The organism is Arthrobacter sp. D3-16, assembly GCF_054408515.1.
In genome coordinates this window covers 361,924-377,632 of record NZ_CP096437.1, presented here as the reverse complement: position 1 = coordinate 377,632, position 15,709 = coordinate 361,924, and the positions used below count along the sequence as shown (strand labels likewise).

Sequence of the window (15,709 nt, the reverse complement as noted above, 5' to 3'; positions counted from 1 at the left end):
AAGCACTTTTCGCGACGTTAACTGCGAGTCAGTTGGGCCAGGGGGCGTGGATTAGTGGCCGGGAGCGTGCCCCGGGCCGGCTCCTTCGGTCTTGCGCATCATCGCTGAAAGAACGACGGCGGCGAAGGCTATGACGGTCGCCGTCAGGAAGGCGGCGCTCATCCCGGCGACGAGTCCCGACGTCGCGGAAACAACCGCGAAGATGGACACCAGCAGGGCTGTGCCCGCGGCACCGGCCACCTGCTGCGTGGTGCTCATGATCGCGGATCCGTGCGAGTAGAGGTGCGGCGGAAGCGGGTTCAGTCCGGTGGTGAACGCCGGAGTGAAGAGCAATGCCAAACCGAAACTCAACCCCACGTGCAGGGTGACGATCCACCCCACGGACGTGCCGGCGTCGAGCATTGAGAACTGCCAGAGAGCCAGCACCATCAGGATGGAACCGGTGATGGTGAGCGGAAGCGGCCCTACTTTGTCGAACAGGCGGCCGATGACCGGACCGAGCAGGCCCATCGCCAGGCCGCCGGGGAGGAGGGCCAGGCCAGTCTCCAGGGACCCGAGGCCCCGGACTTCCTGCAGATACAGGGGCAGCAGGATGACGCCGCCGAACAGCGCCATCATTGCCACCACCATCAGCAGGACCGAGACGGTGAACATGCGGAATTTGAAGGCGCGCAGGTCCAGCAGCGGAGCTTCGGCCTTCTGCAGGCGCAGCTGGCGCAGTACAAAGGCCGTGAGGCCAGCGACGCCAATAACCAGCGCCGTGATCGCGACGGCACCCGGGCCGGCCTGGCCGCCGTGGCCGCCACCGATCTGGCTCAGTCCGTAGACCAGGCCGCCGAACGCCGGGACGGTGAGGACCACGGAAAGTGCGTCCAGCTTTGTCTTTTCCGCCTCGCCGATGTTGGTCAGGTACTTGGCACCGATGGCAAGGGCAGCGAGGGCCACGGGGAGGACGAACACGAACATAAAGCGCCAGGTGAAGTGCTCAAGGATCAGTCCGGAAACCGTGGGGCCCATGGCCGGGGCCACCGAGATTGCGATGCTGACGTTGCCCATCACGGCGCCGCGCTTGGCCAGCGGAACCAGGGTCAGGATGGTGGTCATCAGCAGCGGCAGCATGATGGCCGTGCCGCCAGCTTGGACGATCCGGGCGAGAAGGAGCAGCTCAAAGCCAGGAGCTACCGCCGCAAGGGCAGTGCCGCCGGCGAAAAGGCCCATCGCCAGCATGAACACGGCCCGGGTGGACAGGCTCTGCAGGATGAATCCGGTGGTGGGGATAACCACGGCCATGGTCAACATAAAGCCGGTGGAGAGCCACTGGACGGTGGGCGCGTCCACCTGGAGTTCCACCATGAGCCGCTGGAGGGCCACATTCATGATGGTCTCGTTGAGGATCACCACAAACGTTGCCACCAACAGCGTGCTGATGATGGTGACCGATTCGCGGGACATCTTCTCCGGTGCCGCGGGCTTGGTTCCTGCAGCTTTAACGGACTGGCCGCTGGCGTTCGGAGAAACTTTGGTAGACATGCGTGTTCCCTCAGGGAGTTGTGGAAGTGGTGCGCGATCAGTGTCGCTGCAGACTCCAACACTCTACCGCTTGGAGTAATTCCTCCTCGCGGAATTTTTCTTTAACCCTGAGGGAACAGTGGGGATTAAGAAGGCCGGCAAGGCGGGCCGTTGAGGCCAGCCTTGCCGCCGCTGCTGAGGTCAGGCAGTCTGGCCGGCGTGCTGGCCCTCCGAGATTTCCTCCACCAGTTTGCCGTTGAAGGCCGGGAGGTCATCCGGGTTGCGGCTGGTGACCAGGCCCTGGTCCACCACCACTTCCTCGTCTGTCCAGTTGGCGCCGGCATTCCTCAGGTCCGTCTGGAGGGTGTGGTAGGACGTGAGGTTCCGCCCCCGCACCACACCGGCTTCAATGAGCAGCCACGGTCCGTGGCAGATGGAAGCAACGGGCTTGTGCTGTTCGAAGAAGCTCCGGGTGAAGCTTTGGGCGTCCTTGTCCACGCGGAGGTGGTCCGCGTTAACCACGCCACCGGGAAGGACCAGGGCGTCAAAGTCGGAGGCGTTCGCCTCCGCGACCGTTAGGTCCACGTCAAACGTGTCGCCCTTTTCCGTCCCCTTGTAACCCTGCAGCTTTCCGCTCTTGGGGGCCACCAGGACGGGTTGCCCGCCGGCGTCCTTGACTGCCTGCCAGGGGCTGGTGAGTTCAACCTGCTCGACGCCGTCCGTCAACAGGAATGCGACCTTCTTGCCTGCGATGTTGTGTTCTGACATTTTTCCTCCTCGCTTTGGGGCGGACACCGCCTGGGACATGCGCACACGGCGGTACCGCTTCGAGAGTTGTTTGCCTGACAGGTTCAAGCCTAGGAACGCCGAAAGTAATAAGCAAGCTGAGCATCTTGGCCGGACGGGGCGGGAGCCTTGGTGGGACGGGAAAACGTCCGGGCCCCGATAGCTGATGGTTGAGCTAGTTCCGGTGGTGCTCGATCAGCCAGCCGGCCATTTGCTGCGCGCGCTTGGCCGCCTGCATGTCGCCCTCGGTGGCAGAGATAATCGAGCCCTTCATGAGGATGTGCCAGGACCGGGCAAACTCCTCCGGCCGGGCCAATCCTGCTTCTTCAGCCAGAGCCTGCACATGCCCGCGGATCTTGGCGAGGTAATCGATGCTGGCTTGGCCCAGCGGATGGGCAGGCCCCATTTCCAGCAGGACGTTGATGAAGGAACACGCTTCGAAATCCTCGCGCAGGAACCAGTCTCCGAAGACATCGAAAATGGCCAGCAGCTGCTCGGCCGGCGTGCTTCCCCGGCGGCGTGCCTCCGAGACAATCGCATCCACAGTCCATTGCTTGTCCCGCTGTTCCAGGAAAGCCAGGACCAGTGAGTCCTTGGACGGGAAGTGCCGGTAGAAGGTTGCCTTGGCCACCCCCGAGCGCTCAATCAACTCATTGACGCCAACGTCCCGCACCCCCCGTCGCGAGAAAAGCTCATAGGCAACGGTCATGATCCGCTCAACGGATGTAGCGGTGGCGTTCTCCGGCGCGGGCGCTTCGGCGACCATGGGTGCAGGAGCCGCCGAGGAAGGCGCGGCTGGAGGTACCGGGTTCACCGCCCTGGACCGGGGGAGCTCCGCTGCTGGGTTCATAACATCTCCAGTTTACCGCCCGCGGTAAAGACAGACCGGTCTCCCCCCTGTAATGTTGCTTCCAGCGCAGTGCTTACGACGCCGCAGAGGTCCAGGCCACTCCGGATTGGTGCAAGGAGGCCCCTATGTCAGCAGAGCGGATGTTCCAGAGCGTGCCGTCGGACCCGGACCCCTGGATGGCCAGCGATACGCCGGCCGAGATCCGTCAGTTCGCCATCGAGTCACTCCGGTGGCAGGCCCAGGAAATCATCGATGAAGTGCTGCGCAGGGAAGAACCCGGTGAAGAGCTTGCAAGGGCAAGGCTCCGGCGCTGCGTCGCCAGGAATCCGGGCAGGCCGGAGCGGGCGCTCCTTGAACAGTTGATGGCCAACCGGGAATTGCCGGGCATCTAGCTGTACTGAGTCAGGACGTTGGTTACATCGTGAATAGATGAGGACCTCTTAGGTTGGTGGTTACCACACACAGCCAACGACTAAGAGGTCCTCATGTCCCACCGTAATGCCCGCCTGCATCATCGTCGAGCGCGTCCTTGCCGGCCGTCCTGTAGCCCATGTGGCCAAGGAATTGGGCATCTCCCGGACCTGCGCCCACCGTTGGCTGGGCCGCTACCGAACCCATGGGTGGGCAGGCCTGGAAGACCGGAGCTCCAAGCCGAGGTCCTGTCCGCGTGCGACCCCGGCAAGGGTCGTGGCCGATGTTCTTGCCCAGCGTGTTGAGCACCGGGAAGGCCCATCGAATCTGGGACGACGGTGTGGGGTGAGCGCCCGGACTGTGTCGAGGATCTTGGCCCGGGCCGGGGCGCCGCGGCTATGGGATCTGGATCCAGTCACCGGGAATCGAATCCGCGCTTCCCGTGCCACAGACCGCCGCTACGAACGTGATGCCCCTGGAGACATGATCCATATCGATGTCAAAAAGCTTGGCAGGATCCCCGACGGTGGCGGATGGCGGGCGGACCCAAACCAATCCACCCGCAACCATTCCACAGGCCACGAAAGGGTCGGTTTCGACTACGTCCATGTGGCCGTCGATGACCACTCCCGTCTCGCCTACGCCGAGGTCTTGCCAGACGAGAAAGGCCCGACCTGCGCCGCGTTCCTCAGCAGGGCCGCAGCAGCCATGGCAGCCAACGGCGCACCCGTGAAACGCGTCATGACCGACAACGCATTCGCCTATCGGCTTTCCCGGGATTTTCAGAACGCACTGGACGCACTAGGCGCGAAACACATCCTGATCAAACCCCGGCATCCCTGGCAGAACGGCAAAGCCGAACGCTTCAACCGCACGCTGCAAGAAGGCTGGGCCTACCGCCAGGCCTTCACGTCGAACCAGGCCCGAACCGACGCCCTGCAACCATGGCTAAACTTCTACAACAACCACCGGCCCCACGGCAGCCTCGGAGGCAAACCGCCCATCAGCAGGTGCAACCAACCTACTGGCTGAGTACATCTAGCTTCCAGGTCGCCGCGCAAGGGCTCACCGGTCAGTGCCAACAGGTTAGGACCCAGCGCCAATTCGCGGGACGCTACGATCCCAGCTACGAGCTCAACGGCACGTTGTCGATCAACCGCACCGGTCCCACTTTGGCGGCGATGAGCGCGAGGGCTTCGCCTCGAAACGGTGTCTCGCGGCAGTTCTCGGCCAGCGGTTCCAAGGTGGCCGGGTCAACAACATCAAAGTAGTCCAGACCCACCAACGGCTGGGACTCCACCATCGCCTGCGCCGACTCAAGATCCAGCGGCTCCCGGGCCTTCGCCCGCTCCTCGAGCAGCCGCAGCGCGCGGAACAGCACCAGCGCCGCCTCGCGCTCTTCTTCGGACAGGAAGCGGTTGCGGCTGGACAGCGCCAGCCCGTCCACGGCACGCACAGTCGGCACTGCCACGATTTCCACCGGGAAGTTCAGGTCTGCCACCATCCGCCGGACCAGCGCCAGCTGCTGGGCGTCCTTCTGCCCAAAGTAGGCGCGGTAGGCGGGCAAGCCTCCCTCCTCCACCGTGGAAGCGGGCAGCCCTGCCCCCGGGATTCCGTAATGCAGCAGCTTGGCAACTACCGTGAGGGCGCCGTCGAAGTGGCCTGGCCGCGAAGCACCCTCCCACTTCTCCCCCAGCACTCCGGAGGTGATGCGCACCAGCGGCGTGCCCTCCGGGTACACCTCCTCCACCGGCGGGGCAAAAGCCAGGTCCACGCCCTGCCCTTCAAGCAGCGCAAGGTCGGCGTCAAGCGTCCGCGGGTAGCGGTCCAGGTCCGTGGCGTCGCCGAACTGCAGCGGGTTGACGAAAATGGTGGCCACCACAACATCGTTTTGTTCGACTGCAGTCCGGGCCAGGGCGGCGTGCCCCTCGTGCAGCGCACCCATGGTGGGCACCAGCCCCTGGGAGGTTCCCCGCTTGGACGCCAGGAGCCGGGCGCTCTCCGCGTGGAGGCCGGCAACAGTAGTGACAAGTTTGATGGACATCTTCAGTCCTCCTCCGGTTCCAGGGCCTTGCGCAATTCCCCCAACTGGTCAGGTTTCAGGAGCCCGCGCCCCTCGGCGCGCAGGGCAGTGGCACGTGCCATGGCCAGGTATGCCGCGAGCACATCCCCCTGCCCGCCGCCGTCGAACTCCCGCAACGCCTCGGCATGCGCCTTGACCGTTCCCGTGTCACCACGGGCTACGGGGCCGGTGAGAGCGGACTCCCCGGAGGCCAGCGCGTTCTCCAAGGTTGCCCGCAGCAGCGGACCCAGCATCCGCTCCGGCGCTTCCACTCCCACCTCGCTCAGCAGCTCGGAAGCCTGTGCCACAAGGGTCACCAAATGGTTGGAACCGTGCGCCAGGGCTGCGTGGTACAGCGTCCTGTCCGCCTCGGCGATGGCCACCGGCTCTGCGCCCATCTCCACTACCAGCGCCTGTGCGATGGGAAGCATGGCAGCGTCCGCGGTGACACCGAAGGTGCAGTCCAGCAGGCGGGTCAGGTCAAGGCTCATCCCTGTGAAGGTCATGGCCGGATGCAGTGCCAGCGGGACGGCCCCCGCAGCGCGCACCGGATGGAGCACCCCGACGCCGAAGCGGCCGGACGTGTGGGCGACCAGTTGGCCCGGCTGCCACGCACCCAGTTTTGCGAGGCCTTCCACCAGATCCGGCAGGGCGTCGTCGGGCACTGCCAGCAGCACCAGCTCGGCACGTTCCACAATGTCCTGGACTTCCAGGACGGGTACACCGGGAAGCAGCGTTTCCGCCCTTTCACGGCTTGCCTCGGAAACCGCTGAGACACCGATGACGGCGTGTTCGGCCGCGCGCAGGGCAGCGCCCAGAACGGCGCCCACCTTTCCTGCGCCCACGATTCCGACGCCGAGGCGTCCGGGTTTAGCCATGCTGCGGGCCTTCCTGGGTTGGGACTGTGGTTTCGGCGGGCTCGGTTGCAGCAGTCCCGGTTTCGGCAGGTTCTACCCCCGGAGCCACCTGCCGAAGCCACTGTTCCGTGGTCTGCCGCTTCCGCGCCAGCCGGGCGCGGGCGGATTGTTCATCAAAGAGCGCCATCGCCTGCTCCACTTCCGCCTGGCGAAGGCGGGGTATAACCGGGCCGGCGGTGGTGTGCAGTACAAGGTCTGCCAGGCCGAAGCGGCGCGCCAGCGGGCCCTGGTGCACTGCCATGGACTGGGTCCGCTGGTGCGGCACCACCACGAGTTCCCGCCACCAGCGGCCTGAGCGGATCAGCAGCGCTGTGTCCGTGGCCGTGAATCCGTTCCGTCGCCATCCCAGCGGCGCCAGGACGCGCGCCCTGCGCGGAGTGGTGACGAATCCGCCGTCGGAATCCAGCCCATGGAGCCCGGCACCGAAGACCGCCGCGGGCTGCTGCGTACCGGGGTCCGGAAGCACCAGCGCGAGGATTGCCATCACGTCGTCGAGCCTGCCCACCGGCAGGATCGTGGTCCGGCCCGAGCCCTCGCCGGCGCTTTCAACGATGCCGTAGCCAGCCACGTTCACCTGGATCCGGTACCAGCCAAGCGCCCGCCAGAGCGGCGGCTGGACAACTTTCAATGCCTGGATCCGGCCGGGCGGTAGCGTCTGGGCCTGGGTATCCAGCAGCCCGTAGCGCAGGCGGATGCCATCAGGCGAGATGGCAGCGGTGAAGTTGTACCCCTTGTTGAACAGCCCCCAGTAGCTGGCTGCCAGTCCAAGGGCAGCCGGGATCAGGTAGAAGTAGAACGCTGCATTGCCCGTGACGGACGTCAGAATGACGGACGCCGCGCCGCCCAGCACCACAAAGACGCTCTGCTCGCTGAGCAGCAGGGAACCGACAAGGCGCGACGGCGGCACGGACAGTACCGGAAATTCCGGGGCCTCGGGTGCCGGCTCCTCCGGGCGGGAAGGATCCAGGGTCACCCCGGCGGCCCGCGCCAGGATGGTGGCCCGGAGCTGCCGGGCATCGTCCATCTTCAGGTAGGCCAGCCGCACGGCGGACTCCCCCGCGTCTGCCACCTCGAACTTGAGCTCGGCAAGGCCGAAGATCCGGGCCAGCAGGGGCTGCACGATATCGATCGCCTGGACGCGGTCAAGCCGCGCCTGGCGCTGCTGCCGGAAAATGAAGCCGGTGTTGACCCGGACGTAACCGCCGGACACCTGGTACTTGGTGAAATACCAGGTGAGGATGAAGCCCAGCACCGCGATGAGCAGCATCGCTGCGCCCGCGGCCAGCAGGAACGGGGCACGGCCGGCGAATTCATCCTCGAGGATGGGCCGGCCCTGCAGCGCCCGCTCAAAGACGTCCCGGCCGACGAAGAATCCGATGGCGGCAAGGGCCACCCAGCCACGGACGAAGGGAGAGGCCGGGTGCACCCGCAGCCATTCGCCGTCGGCCGCGGTGCCGGGGGAAGGGTTCGGCACGGCACTTTCGGAGGCAGGGACGGTGGCAGGGCCCCCAGGCTCCGGACGCGGCCCCTCTGCCGTCACAGTCCTGCCAGCCTGGCTTCGCCCCGGGCAGCAAGCTGCTCGCGCAGCCGGGCTCCCTCCGCTGCGGGCAGCCCGGGGATCTGGGCGTTCGTTCCCGGCGAAGCGGTGTGCAGCTTCAGTGTGCACAGGCCAAGTCCGCGTTCCACAGGCCCGACCCCGATGTCCACGTACTGCATCCGGCCGTACGGGACGGCCATGGTGCGCTGGAAAAAGATGCCGGTCCTGACCAGCAGGTCATCGTCCCGTTCCGCGTACCCGATGGCCCGCACCTGGCGCGGGATCAGCACCAGCCGCCACAGGGCGAGGACCAGCGCCACGGAAGGGACGGTGACGGCCAGCCACAGCGGCGGCCAGGCCCAGACGTCCAGGAGGACAAGCACCAGGGGCAGGGAAAGGAGGAGGACTGTGATGAGGTTCCCCACCGCCCACTGCACCAGCCGGACAGTGACGTATTTAGGTGAGACCCGCTGCCAGACGATTCCCGGTGGGTCAATCGCCTCGGTACGCATATTCGCCTTCCCCTGCGGCTTCTCCGCGTACCACGCGGCCCGGTTTTCCGTCTGCGCCGTTGGTGTCGCCGTCCTCCGGCGGGATCTTGCAGAACCGTTCAACCAGCAGGCCCACCACGATCATCACCAGTCCGCCGCCGGCCATCGCCAGCGCCAGCCAGGTGATGCCCTGGTTGCTGCGCAGGCTCCAAATCCGCAACTGGTCCAGGAAGATCCCCACGTGCCAGCCCAGCAGGACTGTCCCCGCATAGGCGCAGGCCTGGGCCAGAACCAGCGTCCGCGCTGCGAGGAGCGGATCGAGCAGCTTTTTCTTTTGGGTGCTGTTCGGTTTGTTGCTGTTGCGCCACCGCAGGACCCGGATGCCCAGGACCAGCGTGATGGCAACGATGACGCCCATCGTGGCCAGCGCGGTGAGGGGCAGGACGGGCGTAGCCATGCTGTAACGGCTTGTCACCACGGTGGCAGACCAGCCGGCCACGGCCAGGATGAAGCCGATGAGCAGGAGGCGCAGCGGATTGATGGGTTTCATCGCTCCTCCACCGCCCCTGCGGTAGGCAGGCCGTCAAAGTCGCCAAAGCCGTCGAACGGGGCGAGGTCGCCAAAATCCTCCGCCCGCGCGGCCAAAGTGCTGATGCGTTCGCCGTCCAGGGTGGCAGCCGGTTCAATGAGCGACCACGGGTAAAGGACGAAGGCACGGGTGGCAGCGCGGGGATGCGGCAGGGTCAGGACCGGATCATCGCTGCGGAGGTCGCCGTACGTGATGATGTCGACGTCGAGCGTGCGCGGCCCCCAGCGCACCTCCCGCACGCGGTGGTGCTTGTTTTCCACGGCCTGGCAGTGTTCCAGCAGCTCGTGCGGGGTGAGGTTGGTTTCCACGGTGATGACCATGTTCAGGAAGTCCGGCTGGCCGGGCGGTCCGCCGACAGCCTTGGTCTGGACAATGGGCGACACGGCGAGGAGGCGGATCTCGGGCAGGTCAACAAGGTCCGCGACCGCCTCGGTCAGCGTCTCGTTGCGCTCACCCAGGTTGCTGCCAAGGGCCAACACCACCTTGGAATAACCGGAGTTCATAGTCTTTCCCCCTGGACTGGTCTCTCCCCGTTGTCCCGCGCACGGTGGACGCTGACGGCCACATCCCCGAAGGGCACCTCGATGGGCGCCTGCGGCTTGTGCACTGTGACGTCCACGGCCTGGAGCCGGAATTCGTTCAGCAGGCTGTCCGCGATCCGGACAGCCAGTGCCTCTATCAGGTTGAGCGGCTCCCCCGATATCCAGGCAGCAATACGCTGAGCCACCTCGCCGTAGTGTGCGGTGTCCCGGACGTCATCGGATTCCGCGGCCTTGGCGAAGTCCAGATACAGCACCGCGTCCACAACAAAAGGCTGGCCCTCGCGGCGTTCAAAATCAAAGACGCCGTGATGGCCGACGGCGGTGACACCGGTCAGCGTAATCCTGTCCATGGCTGGGCCTACTGGCTGGTGCTTGGGGCGGCCATGCGCGCGGCAACCTTAACGGCGTCAAGGCTGGGGCCGACGTCGTGCACGCGTACGGCCCAGGCGCCGCGGTAGGCGCTGATGGCAGTGATCGCCGCGGTGGCAGCATCCCGCTCCTGCGGGGCGGCGGATTTGCCGGCCACCGTCAGCAGGGTGCCAAGGAACCGCTTGCGGGAGGCGCCCACGAGGATCCTGTGCCCCAGGCTTTCCAGCTGGTCCAGGTTCTGCAGGAGTTCCCAGTTCTGGGCGTCGTTCTTGGCGAACCCGAGGCCGGGATCAATAATGATCTGTTCCGGGCTGACGCCGGCAGCGTAAAGCTTGTCCCGCACTCCGGCCAGTTCAGCCACCACTTCACCGGCAACGTCCTTGTACTCCGCGAGGGAGTCCATGGTGCGGGCGTCACCGCGGCGGTGGGTGAGGATGTAGGGGGCCTTGGAGGACGCCACGAGCTCGGCCATCTCCGGTTCCATGGTGAGGCCGGAGACGTCGTTGATGATGGCGGCGCCGGCTTTGAGGGCTGCGGCTGCCGTGGAAGCACGGACAGTGTCGATGCTGACAAGGGCACCGGCTTTCACCAGCGCCTCGATCACGGGGATCACGCGCTGCTGTTCTTCTTCCGGGCTGACATCCTCCGCACCGGGGCGGGTGGATTCCCCGCCGACGTCGATGATGTCCGCGCCGGCGTAGAACATCCGCAGGCCAGCCGCTATGGCGGTGTCCGCCGTCGCGTGCTTGCCGCCGTCGCTGAAGGAGTCCGGGGTGACGTTGACGATGCCCATCACGAGGGTGCGGCCTGTGGGGAGGTCTTCAAACCGGGCCACCGGCCGCGGCTTGCGCAGGACGGGCAGCGGAGAGGTTGCCGGGCCGGTTCCCGGCGCTGCAGCTAGTGAATCCATGGTCTGATGATTACCTTCCGAGGATGAGGCTCATGGCTTCGGCACGGGTGGCCGGGTCATGAAGCTGCCCGCGGACCGCACTGGTGACGGTCTTTGCTCCGGGCTTGCGGATACCGCGCATAGACATGCACATGTGTTCGCATTCGACCACGACGATCGCGCCACGGGGCTTGAGGTGGCTGACCATCGCTTCGACGATTTCGGTGGTGAGGCGCTCCTGCACCTGGGGGCGGCGGGCGTACATGTCCACCAGCCGGGCCAGCTTGCTCAGCCCTGTCACCTTGCCCTCATGGGAGGGGATGTAGCCTACGTGGGCCACCCCATGGAACGGCACCAGGTGGTGCTCGCAGGTGGAATAGAACGGGATGTCCTTGACCAGGACGAGCTCCTCATGGTCCAGGTCAAAGGTGGTGGAGAGGATCTCAGCAGGGTCATGGTGCAGCCCCGCAAACATCTCGGCGTAAGCCTTGCCCACCCGCTTGGGGGTATCCACGAGGCCGCCGCGGTCCGGGTCCTCCCCGATGGCCAGGAGAATCTCACGGACCGCTGCCTCGATCCGGGGCCGGTCCACCTTTTGGTGTTTGTCGTGGTGGGCGCCGCCCTCCGCCGGATGTACGGCGGAGGCGGGAACGTCGTCGTCGAAGTGGGTCACGGTAGAAAGCTTAGCCGCGAAGGGCGTCAGGCCCCGAGTCGGGGATGCCTCCCTGGAACGGTGCATCCTCCGGAACCCCCTGCGGATGCGGCGGCTGGGCGTCCAGCGGCTCGTCCAGGCGGGCCTGCTTGGCTTCCTCCTGGGCCTCGCGTTCTGCCCTTTCCTGGCGCGATTCCACCGGGCCGGCGGTCTGGACCGGACGGGTCTCCTTGGACAGCCACACCTCACGGAAGTCGCGCTTGCGGATATCGCGGAAGATGTCAGCGATCTCGGCCTGGTTCAGCGTTTCGCGTTCCAGCAGTTCGAGGGCCAGGCGGTCCAGGACGTCCCTGTTCTCGATGAGGATGGCGTAGGCCTCGTCGTGGGCCTGGTCAATCAGCCGGCGCACTTCCTCGTCCACCACGTACGCAATCTGGTCCGAGTAGTTGCGCTCGTGCCCGGCGTCGCGGCCCAGGAACGGCTCCCCGCCGCCCTGGCCCAGACGTACGGCGCCAACGCGTTCGCTCATGCCGTATTCGGTCACCATCTTGCGGGCGGTACCCGTGGCCTTCTCGATGTCGTTGGAGGCGCCGGTGGAGGGATCGTGGAAGACGATTTCCTCGGCAACGCGGCCGCCCATGGCGTAGGCCATCTGGTCCAGGAGCTCGTTGCGCGTCACGGAGTACTTATCGTTGTCCGGGACCACCATGGTGTAGCCGAGCGCACGGCCGCGGGGAAGGATGGTGATCTTGGTGACGGGTGCGGAGTTCCGCAGCGCGGCTGCCACCAGGGCGTGGCCGCCTTCGTGGTACGCGGTGATCTTGCGCTCGTGTTCCTTCATCACCCGGCTGCGCTTCTGCGGGCCGGCCATGACGCGGTCGATGGCCTCGTCCAGGGCGCGGTCATCGATGAGGTTGGCGTTGGAGCGGGCGGTGAGGAGCGCGGCCTCGTTGAGCACGTTGGCCAGGTCCGCGCCGGTGTAGCCGGGGGTCTTTTTGGCCACGGCTTTAAGGTCTACGCCGGGGGCCATGGGCTTGCCCTTCGCGTGAACCTGCAGGATCTGGTCGCGGCCGATCAGGTCCGGCGCTTCCACACCGATCTGGCGGTCGAAGCGGCCGGGACGCAGCAGCGCGGGGTCCAGCACGTCCGGACGGTTGGTGGCTGCGATCAGGATGACGTTGGTCTTAACGTCGAAGCCGTCCATCTCCACCAGCAACTGGTTGAGGGTCTGCTCACGTTCGTCATTGCCGCCGCCGATGCCGGCACCGCGGTGGCGGCCGACGGCGTCGATCTCGTCCACGAAGATGATGGCTGGCGAGTTGGTCTTGGCCTGCTCAAAGAGGTCGCGGACACGGGAGGCGCCCACACCGACGAACATCTCCACGAAGTCCGAGCCGGAAATGGAGAAGAAGGGAACGCCGGCCTCGCCTGCGACAGCCCGGGCGAGGAGGGTCTTACCGGTGCCTGGAGGGCCGTACAGCAGCACGCCCTTGGGGATCTTGGCGCCAACCGCCTGGAACTTGGCCGGTTCCTGCAGGAATTCCTTGATCTCCTGGAGTTCTTCCACGGCCTCGTCCGAGCCTGCAACGTCCGCGAATGTCACCTGCGGCATGTCCTTGCTGACCATCTTGGCCTTGGACTTGCCGAACTGCATGATCTTGGAGCCGCCGCCCTGCATGCGGGTCATCAGGAACCAGAAAAGCGCGCCCAGCAGGATCACCGGGATGAGGAGGGAGAGGAGGCCGGAGAACCAGTTGCTTTCGATCGGCTGGTCCGTGTAGCCGCCGGTGGGTGCAGAAGCGGTGACAGCCCGGACAACGTCCTGGGCGCGGGCGTCAACAAAGAAGAACTGGACGCTCTTGCCTTTGTCCTGCCCGTCCAGCTGGTAGTTTTCCTTCAGCACGAGGTCAACGCGGTTTTCACCGTCGAAAATCTTTGCCTGCTCAACGTTGTTGCCGGCAAGAAGTTCGAGGCCCTTGTCAGTGTCGATCCGTGCGGCACCACCGGGAGCCAGCGTTGCAAAGGCCACCAGGAGCATGCCGATCACGACAACGATCCAGATGCCCGGGCCTTTGAAGAAGTTCTTAGCTTTCATCTGTGTCGGGGGCTGGCCCCGTCCCTCCTGGTAGTGCTGCACGGCGAGTAGTCTGCGCGCGTGATGGTGCTGCGTCAGCTTCTAGCTATACACCGTCCGGAGTAGATCACGCATGGTGCAGGGCAAAAGTTCCCTCTGGGCGTAGTGGCCGCCGCCACTCCGGCCGCGGCCCTCCCTGCGCCTGCAACCGGGGGCTCTGCCGGCATCATCTGCGGCCAGGATCATCCGCCCGGTATGCGCGTGGTGGCAATGTCCCCGCCGGCGGGGCTACTCGTAAACGTGCGGTGCGAGGGTTCCCACGAAGTCGAGGTTGCGGTACTTCTCGGCGTAGTCCAGGCCGTAGCCCACCACGAATTCATTGGGGATGTCGTAGCCGACGTACTTGACGTCGATTTCCACCTTGGCGGCGGTGGGCTTGCGGAAGGCCGTGCAGATCTCCACGGAAGCGGTGCCGCGCGATTCCAGATTGGTCTTTAGCCAGGACAGCGTGAGGCCGGAATCGATGATGTCCTCGACGATCAGTACGTCCTTGCCCATCAGGTCCGTATCCAGGTCCTTGAGGATGCGGACAACGCCGGAGGACTGGGTGCCGGAACCGTAGGAGGAAACAGCCATCCAGTCCATGGAAATGTGGCTGTGGAGGGCGCGGGCAAGGTCAGCCATGACCATAACGGCGCCCTTGAGGACGCCCACAATGAGGATTTCGCGGCCCTCGTAGTCCTTGTCGATCTGGGCAGCGAGCTCCGTGATCCGCTGCTGGATCTGCTCCTTGGTGTAGAGAACGTGCTTGAGGTCTGCCTGGACGTCGTTTGAATCCACCAATGGCTCCTGTGTAGATGCGGGGGTGCGACTATTTTGCGGGCGGCTTTTGAGGCCGGAGTACTAGCTTCCCACAGCGTGCGTCTCTGCGGGGAACGGGTGCTCCCTTATCCATTGCACCGGTGCTGTCCGCGGCAAGGACGCCGTCCAGCTGCGCGAGGGACAACCTGTACACGTTCACTCCCCCGGGCAGTTCAACGGGACCCGCAGAGCCCTGCCGCCGCAGCAGCGCTTCCGCGGCCAGAAGGCGCTGGTAGCTGGGCTGCTGACCGCCGACGTCGGCCGCTGCCTTGGCGATCACGCGGAACCTGATCGCCGGGGCCAAAGCGCGCAACGCGTCCTCCGGGAGGCTCAATTCCTGGCCGTTCCGCTCCACCAGGGACGCGAAGGTGGCTTCCGCCACATCCTCCAGGTAGTCGGCGTCCAGCTGCAGGATGGATGCCGTCCGGGCGAGGGATTCCGCGACGCCCGGGCCAAGTTTCTCCTCGAGGTGCGGCAGCACTTCAACCCGGGTACGTGAGCGGGCGAAGGCGGGGTCCGAATTGCTGGGATCGTGCCACGGCTTCAGTTCCTCCACGGCGCAGATCTCCTCGGTGTCCGCCCGGCGAAGCCCCAGGAACGGGCGGAGCAGCATACCGCGGGCAGGCCTCATCCCGGCGAGCGAGCGTGTGCCCGAGCCCCGGGCCAGCCCGAGCAGCACCTGTTCGGCCTGGTCGTCCAGGGTGTGGCCCAACAGGATGGCGTCCGCGCCCTGGCTACTAGCAGCTGCTTTCAGAGCTTCGTGCCTGGCTTCCCGCGCGGCGGCTTCGGGGCCGAGGCCCTCTCCGCCCACGGTCACCGTCCGGACTTCAACGGGTGCCAGGCCCAGTTCCTGCAGGACGCGGGCTGTTTCCGCCGCCACCTGCGCGGAGCCCTCCTGCAGCTGGTGGTCCACCACCACTGCGCCCACAGTTACAGGACGGCCATCCACGTGCCCGCGGCGGCCGAAGTAGGCGGCCACCGATGCCAGGGCGAGGGAGTCCGGGCCGCCGCTGCAGGCAACGATGACGTGCTGTGGATAACCAGCCTGGGCCAGGGCGTCCTGGAGCATTTTGCGCGCAGTGCCGACGACGGGCGCCAGCCTTCCGGGCCGCCGTCGGCCGCTGCGGTGCGGGGAAGCGGTGACAGGGGCCGTCGGCGGGGACGCCTCAG

Annotated in this window: 17 protein-coding genes; 2 read left to right on the top strand and 15 right to left on the bottom strand. The window is 65.9% G+C overall.

The genetic code is table 11. The annotated features are described in order from the left end of the window. Positions 1 to 51 precede the first annotated feature (51 nt). From M1D32_RS01855 to M1D32_RS01845, 3 genes are all read right to left on the bottom strand, one after another. Entirely contained in the window at positions 52 to 1,530 is a 1,479-nt protein-coding gene (locus M1D32_RS01855; RefSeq protein ID WP_458780675.1) for a DHA2 family efflux MFS transporter permease subunit, read from the bottom strand. A gap of 180 nt (positions 1,531 to 1,710) precedes the next feature. Next, positions 1,711 to 2,277 (bottom strand): type 1 glutamine amidotransferase domain-containing protein, encoded by a 567-nt coding sequence (locus M1D32_RS01850; protein ID WP_458780674.1) that lies wholly within the window; start codon positions 2,275 to 2,277, stop codon positions 1,711 to 1,713. Between the two features lie 193 nt (positions 2,278 to 2,470). Then, positions 2,471 to 3,145, bottom strand: coding sequence for a TetR/AcrR family transcriptional regulator (locus tag M1D32_RS01845; RefSeq protein WP_458780673.1), 675 nt, complete (start codon positions 3,143 to 3,145; stop codon positions 2,471 to 2,473). 125 nt (positions 3,146 to 3,270) lie between these two features. Here M1D32_RS01845 and M1D32_RS01840 point away from each other — a divergent pair, with 125 nt between their 5' ends. Beyond that, complete coding sequence (locus M1D32_RS01840) at positions 3,271 to 3,537, top strand: hypothetical protein (protein ID WP_458780672.1); 267 nt, start codon at positions 3,271 to 3,273, stop codon at positions 3,535 to 3,537. A 106-nt stretch (positions 3,538 to 3,643) separates the two neighbouring features. Then, entirely contained in the window at positions 3,644 to 4,588 is a 945-nt protein-coding gene (locus M1D32_RS01835) for an IS481 family transposase (RefSeq protein ID WP_458780671.1), read from the top strand. A gap of 94 nt (positions 4,589 to 4,682) precedes the next feature. On the opposite strand, the gene panC is transcribed toward M1D32_RS01835, so the two are convergent. The 12 genes from panC to tilS all read right to left on the bottom strand — a co-directional run bounded on the left by panC (position 4,683) and on the right by tilS (position 15,608). Then, the gene (gene panC / locus M1D32_RS01830) at positions 4,683 to 5,600 is read right to left on the bottom strand and encodes a pantoate--beta-alanine ligase (protein ID WP_458780670.1); all 918 of its coding nucleotides are present in this window, start codon (positions 5,598 to 5,600) and stop codon (positions 4,683 to 4,685) included. Between the two features lie 2 nt (positions 5,601 to 5,602). Continuing rightward, positions 5,603 to 6,496: a Rossmann-like and DUF2520 domain-containing protein gene (locus M1D32_RS01825; protein ID WP_458780669.1), complete on the bottom strand. Its 894-nt coding sequence runs from the start codon at positions 6,494 to 6,496 to the stop codon at positions 5,603 to 5,605. Beyond that, positions 6,489 to 8,075 (bottom strand): PH domain-containing protein, encoded by a 1,587-nt coding sequence (locus M1D32_RS01820; protein ID WP_458780668.1) that lies wholly within the window; start codon positions 8,073 to 8,075, stop codon positions 6,489 to 6,491. The genes M1D32_RS01825 and M1D32_RS01820 overlap by 8 nt, the downstream gene beginning before the upstream one ends. Continuing rightward, positions 8,072 to 8,584: a PH domain-containing protein gene (locus tag M1D32_RS01815; RefSeq protein ID WP_458780667.1), complete on the bottom strand. Its 513-nt coding sequence runs from the start codon at positions 8,582 to 8,584 to the stop codon at positions 8,072 to 8,074. Before M1D32_RS01815 ends, M1D32_RS01820 begins: the two co-directional genes overlap by 4 nt. Continuing rightward, positions 8,565 to 9,113 carry a DUF3180 domain-containing protein gene (locus M1D32_RS01810; protein WP_458780666.1) on the bottom strand — a complete coding sequence of 183 codons (549 nt, stop codon included), beginning with the start codon at positions 9,111 to 9,113 and terminating at the stop codon, positions 8,565 to 8,567. The genes M1D32_RS01815 and M1D32_RS01810 overlap by 20 nt, the downstream gene beginning before the upstream one ends. After that, positions 9,110 to 9,655, bottom strand: coding sequence for a 2-amino-4-hydroxy-6-hydroxymethyldihydropteridine diphosphokinase (folK, locus tag M1D32_RS01805; RefSeq protein ID WP_458780665.1), 546 nt, complete (start codon positions 9,653 to 9,655; stop codon positions 9,110 to 9,112). Before folK ends, M1D32_RS01810 begins: the two co-directional genes overlap by 4 nt. After that, positions 9,652 to 10,044 (bottom strand): dihydroneopterin aldolase, encoded by a 393-nt coding sequence (folB, locus tag M1D32_RS01800; protein ID WP_458780664.1) that lies wholly within the window; start codon positions 10,042 to 10,044, stop codon positions 9,652 to 9,654. The genes folK and folB overlap by 4 nt, the downstream gene beginning before the upstream one ends. An 8-nt stretch (positions 10,045 to 10,052) precedes the next feature. Next, on the bottom strand, positions 10,053 to 10,973 hold the full coding sequence (gene folP / locus M1D32_RS01795; RefSeq protein WP_458780663.1) for a dihydropteroate synthase: 921 nt from the start codon (positions 10,971 to 10,973) through the stop codon (positions 10,053 to 10,055). 10 nt (positions 10,974 to 10,983) lie between these two features. Then, positions 10,984 to 11,625: a GTP cyclohydrolase I FolE gene (gene folE, locus M1D32_RS01790; RefSeq protein WP_458780662.1), complete on the bottom strand. Its 642-nt coding sequence runs from the start codon at positions 11,623 to 11,625 to the stop codon at positions 10,984 to 10,986. Positions 11,626 to 11,635: 10 nt separating this feature from the next. Further along, entirely contained in the window at positions 11,636 to 13,699 is a 2,064-nt protein-coding gene (gene ftsH / locus M1D32_RS01785; RefSeq protein ID WP_458782259.1) for an ATP-dependent zinc metalloprotease FtsH, read from the bottom strand. Between the two features lie 267 nt (positions 13,700 to 13,966). Beyond that, positions 13,967 to 14,518, bottom strand: coding sequence for a hypoxanthine phosphoribosyltransferase (gene hpt / locus M1D32_RS01780; protein WP_041651844.1), 552 nt, complete (start codon positions 14,516 to 14,518; stop codon positions 13,967 to 13,969). 31 nt (positions 14,519 to 14,549) lie between these two features. Beyond that, on the bottom strand, positions 14,550 to 15,608 hold the full coding sequence (gene tilS, locus M1D32_RS01775) for a tRNA lysidine(34) synthetase TilS (protein WP_458782258.1): 1,059 nt from the start codon (positions 15,606 to 15,608) through the stop codon (positions 14,550 to 14,552). Positions 15,609 to 15,709: the final 101 nt, after the last annotated feature.